General features: G+C 75.3%; 9 protein-coding genes. 7 read left to right on the top strand and 2 right to left on the bottom strand.

Annotated elements, in window-relative coordinates; genetic code table 11:
- Window positions 1-108: 108 nt before the first annotated feature.
- The gene (locus PAI11_RS03605; protein ID WP_007570947.1) at window positions 109-2,154 is read left to right on the top strand and encodes a hypothetical protein; all 2,046 of its coding nucleotides are present in this window, start codon (window positions 109-111) and stop codon (window positions 2,152-2,154) included.
- 639 nt (window positions 2,155-2,793) lie between these two features.
- Here PAI11_RS03605 and ilvD read toward each other — a convergent pair.
- Entirely contained in the window at window positions 2,794-4,692 is a 1,899-nt protein-coding gene (gene ilvD / locus PAI11_RS03600; protein ID WP_007570946.1) for a dihydroxy-acid dehydratase, read from the bottom strand.
- Window positions 4,693-4,767: 75 nt separating this feature from the next.
- On the opposite strand from ilvD, the gene PAI11_RS03595 reads away from it, so the two are divergent.
- The gene (locus tag PAI11_RS03595; RefSeq protein ID WP_007570944.1) at window positions 4,768-5,325 is read left to right on the top strand and encodes a TetR/AcrR family transcriptional regulator; all 558 of its coding nucleotides are present in this window, start codon (window positions 4,768-4,770) and stop codon (window positions 5,323-5,325) included.
- A 14-nt stretch (window positions 5,326-5,339) separates the two neighbouring features.
- Here PAI11_RS03595 and PAI11_RS03590 read toward each other — a convergent pair whose 3' ends face one another.
- Entirely contained in the window at window positions 5,340-6,197 is an 858-nt protein-coding gene (locus tag PAI11_RS03590; protein WP_007570942.1) for a WecB/TagA/CpsF family glycosyltransferase, read from the bottom strand.
- 173 nt (window positions 6,198-6,370) lie between these two features.
- Between PAI11_RS03590 and PAI11_RS03585 the strand changes: the two genes are divergently transcribed.
- The 5 genes from PAI11_RS03585 to PAI11_RS03565 all read left to right on the top strand — a co-directional run.
- Window positions 6,371-7,441 carry a glycosyltransferase family 4 protein gene (locus tag PAI11_RS03585; protein ID WP_040598112.1) on the top strand — a complete coding sequence of 357 codons (1,071 nt, stop codon included), beginning with the start codon at window positions 6,371-6,373 and terminating at the stop codon, window positions 7,439-7,441.
- On the top strand, window positions 7,438-8,475 hold the full coding sequence (locus PAI11_RS03580; RefSeq protein WP_007570939.1) for a glycosyltransferase family 2 protein: 1,038 nt from the start codon (window positions 7,438-7,440) through the stop codon (window positions 8,473-8,475). Before PAI11_RS03585 ends, PAI11_RS03580 begins: the two co-directional genes overlap by 4 nt.
- A 101-nt stretch (window positions 8,476-8,576) precedes the next feature.
- Window positions 8,577-9,008, top strand: a complete 432-nt coding sequence (locus tag PAI11_RS03575) for a hypothetical protein (protein ID WP_007570937.1) — start codon at window positions 8,577-8,579, stop codon at window positions 9,006-9,008.
- Between the two features lie 136 nt (window positions 9,009-9,144).
- Window positions 9,145-10,518 carry a calcium-binding protein gene (locus PAI11_RS03570; protein ID WP_040598109.1) on the top strand — a complete coding sequence of 458 codons (1,374 nt, stop codon included), beginning with the start codon at window positions 9,145-9,147 and terminating at the stop codon, window positions 10,516-10,518.
- Between the two features lie 26 nt (window positions 10,519-10,544).
- Window positions 10,545-11,294: 5'-3' exonuclease (locus PAI11_RS03565; RefSeq protein ID WP_280109756.1), on the top strand; the 750-nt coding region annotated here is incomplete at its 3' end.

The following is an 11,294-nucleotide window of genomic DNA, read 5'->3' as shown; positions in this document are numbered from 1 at the left end:
GCGCGACGCCGGGAGCGACGTCGCCGGCCGCGCCGTGAGCCGACGGTGGCGTGCGGGCGGCGGCAGAGCGCTCCGCCCGCACGCCACCGCGACCCCTACCCTGAGCGCGTGCAGTCCGTCGAGGCATCCGTGACCGCCGCGGCCCCCGCGCCGCCCGCCGGCGCGCCCGCGCCCGAGCGATCCGGGACCCCGTGGTGGACGGTCGCCGCGGTCGCGGCGCTGGTGGTGGCGGTGCTGGCCTACGCGCTCAGCGCGCGCGACGTGTCGCTCGACGCGGAGCTGCTGCTGCAGACCGCCCGCTACGTCGTCGCGGCGCTGCTGGTGGTCGTGGTCCCGGGCGTGCTGCTGGCGCGCCGCCTGACCCCGCATAGCCTCGCCGCGTGGTGGCCGGTCCTGGTCCTGCCGCTGGGGCTGGCGGGGGCGATGCTCGGCCTGACGGTGCTGGCGCTGCTGGGCCTGCCGCCGCGGCCGGCGACCGCGCTGTTCCTCGTCGCGACCGGCCTGGCCGCGATCTGGTCGCTGCGGCGCCCGGGGCCGCGGGCCGACTGGGCCGGCAGCGGCGCGCTGCTGCTCGGCGCCGCCGGGGCCGGGCTGCTGACGCTGGTGCCGGTGATCTGGACTCACCTGCTGACCGTCTTCGGCAACAACCCCGACGCCCACCAGGTGGTCGGCGTGGTCTGGTTCCTGCAGGAGTCCTACCCGCTGAAGACCGACCTGGCGACCGCGCTCGACAAGGTCCCCGAGGCCTGGGCCGGCCGGATCCCGATCTTCCACCCGCTGGGCGCGGCGACCGAGCTGGGGCTGACGGGCCCGATCCAGATGTTCGGCCCGTTCCTGGCCGTGCTGACGATGTCGATGGCGGCCGGCGCCGGCCTGCTGGCGGCGATCGCGTTCCGCCTGCCGGGGTGGGCCGCCGGCCTGGTCGCGCTGGCGATCGGGGGCTCGGCGGCGACGCTCTACAGCGTCCTGCACCCGTACTACAACCAGGTCTGGGGGATGCTGCTCCTGGTCTCCGCGCTGGCGCTGGCGTGGGCCTGGCTGCGGGACGAGGACGGGCGCGCCGGGGCGCTGGCGCTGGGACTGGCGCTGCTCGGGCTGATCGCCTATCCGACGACCCTGCCGTACGTCGCGGTGGCGGTCGTGGCGATCGCGGTCGCCGTCCGTCGCCGTCCGCACGTGCCGGCCGGCCTGCGACGGCGGCTGCGGCGGGTCTGGCCGCTGCTGCTGCTCTTCTTCGGGCTCTCGGTGCTGTGGGCGCTCGGCAAGGTCGCCGGCGTCCTGTCGCAGTTCCTCAGCGGCGACGGCGACTTCTGGCAGGGCGACGTCAACGTCTTCCCCGACGCCGGATCGGCCTTCGGCATCGACGCCGGCAGCTGGCTGCTGCCGGTCGCGATCGGGCTCGTCACCGTCGTCGGCCTGGCGGTCGCCGACCGCCGCTTCTGGAAGCCCTGGGCGGTCGTCGCGGCGCTGCTGCTGATCGTCGACGCGCTGCTGCGCCAGCGCGATACCGCCGAGTACGTCGACTACAAGCACGTCACGTTCACCGCCCTGATCCTGCTGCCGCTGGCCCTCGGCGGGGCGCTCGCGATGGTCCGCAGCCGCCGTCCGGCGCTGCTCGTCGTGGGGTTGGCGGTGCTCCTCGGCTGGTCGATCCCGGCGCTCTCCGCCTCGCGGGACGAACTGCGCGGCACCGGCATCAACGTGACCTCCGAGCTGCAGGACATCCAGGTCTGGAGCGGGGCGCTGCCGCACGGCTCGTCGGTCCTGGTCGACCTGCCGGCGTCGGGCACCCAGCTGTGGGCGACGCTGTTCCTCGCCCGCGACCACCCGCTGGCGGCCACCGACCCGGTCTCCAGCGACACCACCTACGCGGTCGCGGCCCAGGGCCGCCGCGCCGACTACGTGCTCGGCCTGCGACACGACCTGGCCAACGGCCTGCCGATCCCGCCGCCGCGCTGGTCGGCCGGCGACCCCCTGTTCGCCAACGGCCAGTTCGCGATCTGGCGGATGAAGCTGCCGGCGGCCGCGGATCGGACCGTCCCCCGGACGGCGTCCGACCGGCTCGTCCAGCCCCACCCCCTGACCGACGCCGCCCGCCGGCGCAACGCCCGGGGCCAGCTGACGGCCAACCCGTCGACGATCCCCGGCTTCTAGCGGGCGGGCGGCGACTGCCGGTGCCGAGCACGGCGCTCGCTGAGCCGGGTGGGCCGGGTCCACGACCTCGTCGGCCCACGAACGTCAGGCATCCACCCGCGGCCGGTGGCACCTGCGGAGCGGCAGGCGGCAGGAGCGGGGTAGGCCCCGAGGACTGCCGTCCCGGTGAGCCGCTCGGGGTGAGATGGCGATCGAGCGGCCCTGGGGCAGCGGATCGCCCTCTGGGAGCCGGGCGCCTGATGAGATGGCGATTCGAGGCGGAGCGGGATGGCGCGATCGGCGCGAGGCGGCGATCGGCCGGGCGGCCGACGGACGCCTGACGTCCTGCTCCGGGCAAGGAGGCACGGCGCCGCGCCAGCGAAGGTCGTCTCGGCGACGGCTCGGGGCGAGACGGCGATCGGGCGGCTTGGGGGCGACGGACCGCCGTCTCGTGACGGGCGGGTGTGCGAGACAGCGATTCGAGGGGCAACCGCGCCCCGCGCCCCCGTGTCCTACGCCCGCGCCCCTGCGTCCTACGCCCGCGCCCCTGCGTCCTACGCCCGCGCCCCTGCGTCCTACGCCCGCGCCCCCGCGTCCTACGCCCGCGCCCCGCGCGGCGGCTGATCGGTCGCGCCCCGCCCCGGCTGCCCCAACGCCCCCTCAGCCGATCGCCGCGCCCTCGCCCTGCTGGGCGTAGGCGGCGACCGCGCGCTCGACGGCGTCGACGTCGCGGACGGCGCCGGTGTCGGCCGAGGTCGCCATCGCCGCGTAGGCCCGCAGCGCCGGCGAGACGGCCCGCTCGCGCCCCGCGGGGACGTAGCCGCCGGCGGCCTCCAGCTCCCGCCGCCGCTCGGCCAGCTCCTCGTCGTCCACCTCGAGCGCGATCGTCCGCGCCGGGATGTCGATCGCGATCGTGTCTCCCGGCTGGACGAGCGCGATCGCACCGCCCGATGCCGCCTCGGGCGACACGTGGCCGATCGACAGGCCCGAGGTCCCGCCGGAGAAGCGGCCGTCGGTGATCAGCGCGCACGCCGCTCCGAGCCCGCGACCCTTCAGGTACGAGGTGGGGTAGAGCATCTCCTGCATCCCGGGACCGCCTCGCGGGCCCTCGTAGCGGATCACGACCACGTCGCCCTCGCTGACGCGCCCGCCGAGGATCGCGTCGACCGCGTCCTCCTGGGACTCGACCACGACCGCCGGCCCGCGGAAGACCAGGATCGACTCGTCGACGCCGGCGGTCTTGACGACGCAGCCGCGCTCGGCGAGGTTGCCGTAGAGGATCGCCAGCCCGCCGTCCTGCGAGTAGGCGTGCTCGCGGTCGCGGATGCAGCCCTCGGCGGCGTCGACGTCGAGCGACTCCCACCGCTCGGACTGCGAGAACGCCTCCGCCGACCGCTTGCAGCCGGGCGCGGCGTGGAACAGGTCGACCGCCCGCTCGCTCGGCTTCGGCCCGCGGACGTCCCACTCGGCCAGCCACTGGGCCAGCGTCGGCGCGTGGACGGCGTGGACGTCCTGGTGCAGCAGCCCGGCCCGCTGCAGCTCGCCGAGGATCGCCGGGATCCCGCCCGCCCGGTGGATGTCCTCCATCAGGTAGGTGCCGTTCGGCGCGACCTTGCAGAGGCACGGCACGCGCCGCGAGAGCGCGTCGATGTCGCTCATCGCGAAGTCCAGCTCGGCCTCCTGCGCGGCCGCCAGCAGGTGCAGGACGGTGTTGGTCGACCCGCCCATCGCGATGTCCAGGGTCATCGCGTTCTCGAACGCCTCGCGGGTCGCGATCGCGCGCGGCAGGACCGACGCGTCGCCCTCGTCGTAGTGGCGGCGGCAGAGGTCGACCACGGCCCGCCCGGCGTCCTCGTAGAGCGCGCGGCGGGCGGTGTGGGTGGCCAGGGTCGAGCCGTTGCCCGGCAGCGACAGGCCGAGCGCCTCGGTCAGGCAGTTCATCGAGTTGGCGGTGAACATGCCCGAGCACGAGCCGCACGTCGGGCAGGCGTGCTCCTCGATGATCGCGATGTCCTCGTCGGAGACCTCGTCGGCGACGGCGTCGGCGATCGCGGTGACCAGGTTGATCCGCTTGCGGACCGTGCCGTCGACCAGCGTCGCGGTGCCGCCCTCCATCGGGCCGCCCGACACGAAGACGGTCGGGATGTTCAGCCGCAGGGCCGCGTTCAGCATCCCCGGCGTGATCTTGTCGCAGTTGGAGATGCAGACCATGGCGTCGGCGCAGTGGGCGTTGACCATGTACTCGACGCTGTCGGCGATCAGGTCGCGCGACGGCAGCGAGTAGAGCATCCCGCCGTGGCCCATCGCGATCCCGTCGTCGACCGCGATCGTGTTGAACTCGCGGGGGATCCCGCCCGCCTCGGAGATCGCGTCGGCGACGATCTCGCCGACCGGCTTCAGGTGGGTGTGGCCGGGGACGAACTGGGTGTACGAGTTGGCGACCGCGACGATCGGCTTGCGGCCCAGGTCGCGGCCGTCGACGCCGGCCGCCCGCAGCAGCGCGCGGGCGCCGGCCATGTTGCGGCCGTGGGTGACGGTGCGGGACTTCAGCGGTGGCATGCGTGCTCCTCTTCGCGGCCGCGGCGTGCGGGCCCGGAACGAGCGTTCCGGCGGCCGAGCGAGTAGCCTAGCGGAATGCCCGTTCCGGCTCCACCGTGGTCGTCGCTCACCGCCACGGAGAAGCACGCCCGCGCGCTCGAGGTCGCCGACCGGCTGTTCGCCCGCGACGGGACCGACGTGTCGATGCCGGCCCTGGCCGAGGCGATCGGCGTCGGCGTCGGCAGCATCTACCGCCAGGTCGGCAGCAAGGACGAGCTGATCGCCACGCTCGTGATCGGGCGCTCGACCGTCCTGCGCGCGCGCTTCCTCGCCACGCTCGACGCGGACGACCCGTGGGCCGCGCTGGCGGCCGCGACCCACGCGACGGTCGACGACTGCGTCGCCGACGCGCTGTCGCAGACGGCGTGGAACGACGCCGCGTTCGCCAGCGAGGCGGTGCGCGCCGCCCGCGCCGGGGCGACCGAGGCGCTGGCGCTGATGGTCGAGCGGGCACGCGACGCCGGCGTCCTGCGCGACGACGCGTCCCACGAGGACCTGCGCCTGGCCTTCTGCGCCGTGCGCGAGCTCGGCGGCATCGGTCCCCGCTCCGCCCATCGCCTGGCCGACCTGGTCCTGCGCGGCATGCGCCGCTGAGCCGCGCGCGTCCGTCAGCCGACGGGCGCCGCCGGCGCACCGGCGGCCGCGGGTGGCGGCGGCGCGGCCGGGGCCTGGTGCAGGCGGTGCGTCTCGTCGGCGATCCGGACCAGGAAGGCCGGGTTGCCGAGCAGGTAGCGCTTCCACATCCGCCGCGGCTCGACGGCCAGGCGGAAGACCCACTCCCAGCCGTTGTCGGCCATCCACGACGGCGCGCGCGGCACCAGGCCGGAGACGTAGTCGAAGAGCGCCCCGACCGTCCACAGGACCGAGGTCGAGACCCGCTGGGCGACGTGCTCGACCCACAGCTCCTGCTTCGGGCTGCCCATCCCGACCAGGACGATGTCGGGCCGGCTCTGCTCGATGTCCTCGAGCACCCGCTCCCCGTGGGGGCTGTCGGGGTCGAAGTAGCCGTGGTGGGTCCCGGCGATCCGCAGGTCGGGGTGCCGCGAGCGCAGCCGGTCGGCCGCCTGGCGCGCGATGTCCGGCTCCGAGCCCAGCAGGTAGAGCGACAGGCCGCGCTGCTCGCAGAGCTCGGCCAGGTCCCAGATCCAGTCGGCGCCGGTCATCCGGTGCGGCGAGTCGAGCTGCATCAGCCGCGCGGCCAGCCGCACGCCGTAGCCGTCGCAGTAGACGAGGTCGGCGGCCCGCAGCGTCTCGCGCAGCTCGGGGACGGCGTAGCTCTGGTTGAGCACGTGCGCGTTGGCGTACATCACCCGCCGCGCGGGGGTGCTCGGGTCGGCGTGGGCCCGCTCGGCCACCCACGAGGTGATCCGATCGAGCAGCGCCGACGGCGTGTCGAGCTCGATCGCGATGTCGAAGATCCGGACGGTGCCGGCCGGAGGGGCGGTTGACGCAGTCGTGGTTGCCATGCGAAAGGGGATCGGCGAGCCGGGGCGCGCGTGCGGTCCACGGACCAGGTGGACGAGCGCATCGTAGTGGTCCGGCCGACCGGATGACCGTGATCCGAGCACATCGGACCCGCCACCTCGGGGGCCGCCCGCCTCGTGCGGGTCCGTAGGATCGAGGGCTTGGAGCGAGTCTCGTGACCCTGCGCGTGGCCTTCGACGCCCGCGACGCGCGCGATCCCCAGCGGCGTGGCTGGGGGCGCTACGCGGCCGACCTGCTCGACGCCCTGCGGCGCCGCGACGACGTCGCGATCGGGGCCCACGGGGGCGGGGGCCGGCTGCCGGAGCTGGCCTGGGAGCAGGTCGGCTGGCCCGCGCGGCTGCGCGCCGATCCGCCGGACCTGCTGCACGCGCCCAACTGCTTCCTGCCGCTCTGGCGGCCCTGCCCCGGGGTCGTCACCGTCCACGACCTGGCGTTCGAGGTCCATCGCGACGACTTCGCGCCCCGGACCGGCTGGAAGTACCGGACCTTCACCCGCCGGGCGGTCGCCAGCGCCGAGGCCGTGATCTGCGTCTCGCGGGCGACCGCCGACGACGTCTGCGAGCGCTACGGGACCGATCCGCGGCGGATCCACGTGGTGCCCAACGCGCCGTCGCTGGTCAGCGGGCCGCCGCTCGAGGGCGCGCCGCCGGCGGCCGGCCCCGACTCGTGGGCGAGCGGGGCGCTGGCGGCGATCCTCGGCGACGACGCGCCCCCGTACCTGCTGGCGATCGGCGATCTGCGGGCGAAGAAGAACCTCGAGCGGTTGGCGCGGGCGTGGAAGCGGAGCGGGCTGCCGCACGAGCTGGTGATCGTCGGGGCCGCCGGCGGGGCGCCGGGCGCCGAGGAGGCGCTCGCCGAGCGCCTGGGGTCGCTCGGCGCGCAGCTCTGCGGCTACGTGTCCGACCTCGACCTCGACCGGCTGCTGCGCGGCGCCGACCTGCTGGTCCACCCGTCGCTCTTCGAGGGCTTCGGGCTGGTGCTGCTGGAGGCGATGGCGCGGGGCGTGCCGGTGGTCTGCAGCGACATCCCGTCGCTGCGCGAGACGGCCGGCGGGGCGGCCGAGCTGTTCGACCCGACCGACGTCGAGGACATCGCCCGCGGGCTCCACGACGCGCTCGCGCGGCGCGAGCGGCTGGCCGCCGCGGGGCTGAAGCGCGCGTCGAGCTTCAGCTGGGACCGGACCGCCGAGCGTACGCTGGACGTCTACCGTTCCGTGGTCCCGTGAGTCGCATCACGATCCTGATCCTGTCGGTCAACGAGGCGCCGCTGCTGCGCCACTCGCTGCCGGCCGCCTGCGCCCAGGGCGCCGACGAGGTCGTGGTGATCGACAACGCCTGCACCGACGCGACTCCCGAGCTGTGCGAGCGCTACGGGGCGCGGCGCCTGCGGCTGACGCGCCGGCGCGGGTACGCCGCGGCGATGAACGCCGGGATCGCGGCCTGCGGGGGCGACTGGGTGCTGTGGTGCAACGCCGACTGCGTGCTCTCCGAGGGCTTCCTCGACGCGCTGCGACCACACCTGCACAACCCGGCGCTCGGCTCGATCGTCCCGCGCCTGCTGCGCGCGACCGGGATGGAGCCCGAGCAGCGGACCGAGGAGCTCGACGCCGCCGGCATGACGATCGACCGCCGGCGCAAGAACACCCTCGTCGGCCACGGCGAGCTGCCGGCGCGCTACTCGCGGACCGGCCCGGTCTTCGGCGGCGACGGCGCCTGCGTCCTCTACCGGCGCGCGACGCTCGAGGACTGCGCGTTCGGGCTCGAGGTCCTCGACGAGGACATGGGCCTGTGGGCGACCGATGCCGACCTCGCCTGGCGGGCCCAGCTGTTCGGCTGGGAGGCGCGCTACGAGCCGCGCGCCGTCGCCTGGCACAAGCGCTTCTACAGCCCCTCGACCCGCGGGCGCGTCGACCGCGCGCACCGCCGGCTGCAGTTCACCAACCGGCTGCTGATGGTCTTCAAGAACGAGACCTGCGGCGGGTTCCTGCGCCACGCGCCGTGGATCGTCGGCTACGAGATCGCGGCGCTCGGCTGGACGCTGGTCCGCGAGCCGTTCCTCTGGCGCGCCTACCTGGACGCGTTCCGCAAGCTGCCCGGCGCCCGGCGCCGTCGTCGCTGGGTCCAGGGCCGGCGCCGCGATGCCGGTCGCCGCACGGGCAGCGGTCCCGGCGGCCGACCGCCGTTCGGGCTGCTGCCGCCCGGGCCGCCGGCCCCGCCCGGAGACCTGCCCGGCGGCGGGCAGCCCCAGCCGACCGGCTGACGACGCCGGGCGGCCGGTCGCGGGGCGCGCCGCCCGCATGAGGGTTGCATGAGGATCGCTGGAGCGGCCAACCCCGGCGGGGCTAGCGTCCTGATGACGCCATGTATCACCACCTCAGTCGTGCGATCTACAGGGACCTCGTCCGCAACCTGCCGGCCGGCGGATCGCCAGCCGCCCGTCAGCGGATCCTCGAGGCCTGCGAGGCGACGATCGAGCGCCTCGTGACCGACCCGGAGCTGTTCGCGCACCCCGCCCGGACGCTGTTCCAGGACGTTCGGACCCTCTACCCGATGACGGTCCAGGCGCGGCTCTGGCAGACGCTGGAGCGCGATCTCGAGCCGCTGGCGCACGAGCTGCGCGAGCGGCCGGAGCTGGCCCACGCGCTCGCCGGCACGACGCCCAGCTGCCAGGCGACGACCCGCAGCAGCACGCCGTGCCGCCGCGAGCCCGTCAACGGGACCCCGTACTGCCCGTCGCACCAGCACCTGCTGCAGATGGAGCGGTTCGAGGAGCGGCTCGAGCGCGTCGCCTGAGCGGGCCGCCGTCCGCGTCCTCCGGGCGGAGGACGCGGGCTCCGCAACGAGGACGACCGGCGGCGACCGGGGGTCCACGCACGATCGCTCGCGCGGCCGACGAGATCGCCGTCGCGGCCGCCTAGCGTGGCGGCCCATGCGATCTCGCAGCCTGCTCCTCCCGCTCGCCCTGCTGGCCGGGGCGCTCCTCCCGGCGGCCTCGGCGAGCGCCGCTCAGCTACAGCTCGACGGGTCGACCATGGTCCTCCGCGCCGGCGCCGGCGAGAGCAACCACGTCGCGGTCCGCGGCGACGACTTCGACTCCGGCGCCGTCCTGATCAGCGACGTGGTCGAGCCGACGGTCGGGTCCGGGCTGACCTGCACCGTCTCGACCGCGATGGGCTGGTACTTCGCCAGCTGCAAGGCGGCCGGCCTGACTGGCGTCCGGATCGAGACCGGCGACGGCGACGACGAGGTCAACGTCGGCGAGGAGATCCCGCTCGCCGGGCCGATCGCGATCGACGGCGGCCCGGGCAACGACAAGCTCCGCGGGCCGACCGGCGCCCGCTCGGTCGCGATCGACGGCGGCGACGGCGGCGATGCGATCGAGGGCGGCGACGGCGCCGACGTGCTGCACGGCGGGCCGGGCAACGACACCCTCGACGGCGACGACGGCAACGACCAGGTCCACGGCGACGACGGCGACGACGTGCTGTCGGGCGGGCGCACGCTCAGCAGCGACGTGATCGACGGCGGCGCCGGCAGCGACACGATCGACTCGGACTGGTACGACGCCAACAAGCCGACCAACGGCGTCACGGTGACGCTCGACGGCGTCGCCGACGACGGCCGCCCGGGCGAGGGCGACAACGTGGTCGGCGTCGAGACGATCAAGATCCGGCAGGCGGCGCGGCTCGTCGCGGCGGGTACGCCGGTGACCTTCGACGTCAACGGGACCGGCGCCGCCAGCACCACCCTGATCGGCAGCCCCGGCGCCGATCGGCTGCGCTCCTACGACTACGACGACGTGATCGAGGGTCGCGGCGGCGACGACTCGATCGAGGCCGGCAACGGCGACGACCGGATCGTCCCGGGACCGGGACGGGACACCGTCGTCGCCGACGCCGGGCCGGGGTCGTGCAATTTCGCCGAGTGCCGCGGCCAGTACGGCAACGACGTGATCGAGGCCCGCGACGGCGAGCGCGACAGCATCGACTGCGGCAACGGCAACGACCGGGTCGTGGCCGACGCGATCGACGTCCTCGCCAACTGCGAGACGATCGAGCGCGGCTCCGACGGCCCCAGGGGCTCCGACGGCCCCGGCGCCAAGGCCTGCAAGGTCCCCAAGGTCAAGCGCGGCGCCACCCTGACGGCGACCCGCAAGCAGCTGAGGAAGGCCGGCTGCAAGGCGGGCAAGGTGCGCAAGGTCCGCTCGACGACGCGCCGCGGCCGGGTGGTCAAGCTGTCCTACGCCGCCGGCAAGCGGACGAGCAAGCCGATCGCGATCCACGTCTCGCGCGGGCGCAGGTGAGCCGGCCGCGGCGCTAGCCTGGCGGCGTGACCGCGCCGCTGCTGCTCCTGGACCTGCCGTGGATGCTCTACCGCGCGCACTTCGCGCTGCCGTCGAGCATCAAGGGCGCCGACGGCCAGCCGATCGGCGCCCTGCTGGGGACGGTGCGGGCGATCCTGGCCGAGATCGCCGAGCACGAGCCGGCCGCGGTCTGTTGCGCGACCGGCGCCGAGGAGGCCCGCCACCGGATCGAGCTGCTGCCCGCCTACCACGCCCACCGCGACCCGATGCCGGACGCGCTGCGCCACCGCTGGGCCCAGGCGCCGGCGCTGTGCGCGGCGTTCGGCTGGGCGGTGCGCGACGGCGGCGACCTCGAGGCCGACGACGTGATGGCGACCCTCGCCAGGCGCCGGGCCGCGGACGGGCAGCCGTCGATCATCGTCACCGGCGACCGCGACCTGCTCGCCTGCGTCGACGAGCAGGTGGTCGTCCGCCGGCCCGCCGGTCGCGGGCCGGGGCTGGTGACCGTCGACGAGCCGGGCGTGCGCGAGATGCTGGACGTGCGGCCCGATCAGGTGACCGACCTGATCGCGCTGCGCGGGGACCAGTCGGACGGGATCCCGGGCGCTCCCGGGATCGGGGCCAAGACCGCGGCCCGCCTGCTGGCCGCCCACGGCGACCTGGAGGGCGTCCTGCGGGCCGCCGGGGCGTCCGGACCGGCGGGCGAGCCGGCGGCCGCGCCGCAGCTGGGGGACGGCCTCACGCCGCGGCTGGCCGGCGCCCTGCGGGAGCACGCG

Source organism: Patulibacter medicamentivorans, from assembly GCF_000240225.1.
GTDB classification, from domain to species: Bacteria; Actinomycetota; Thermoleophilia; order Solirubrobacterales; family Solirubrobacteraceae; genus Patulibacter; species Patulibacter medicamentivorans.
This window is presented reverse-complemented; position numbering and strand designations above follow the sequence as displayed.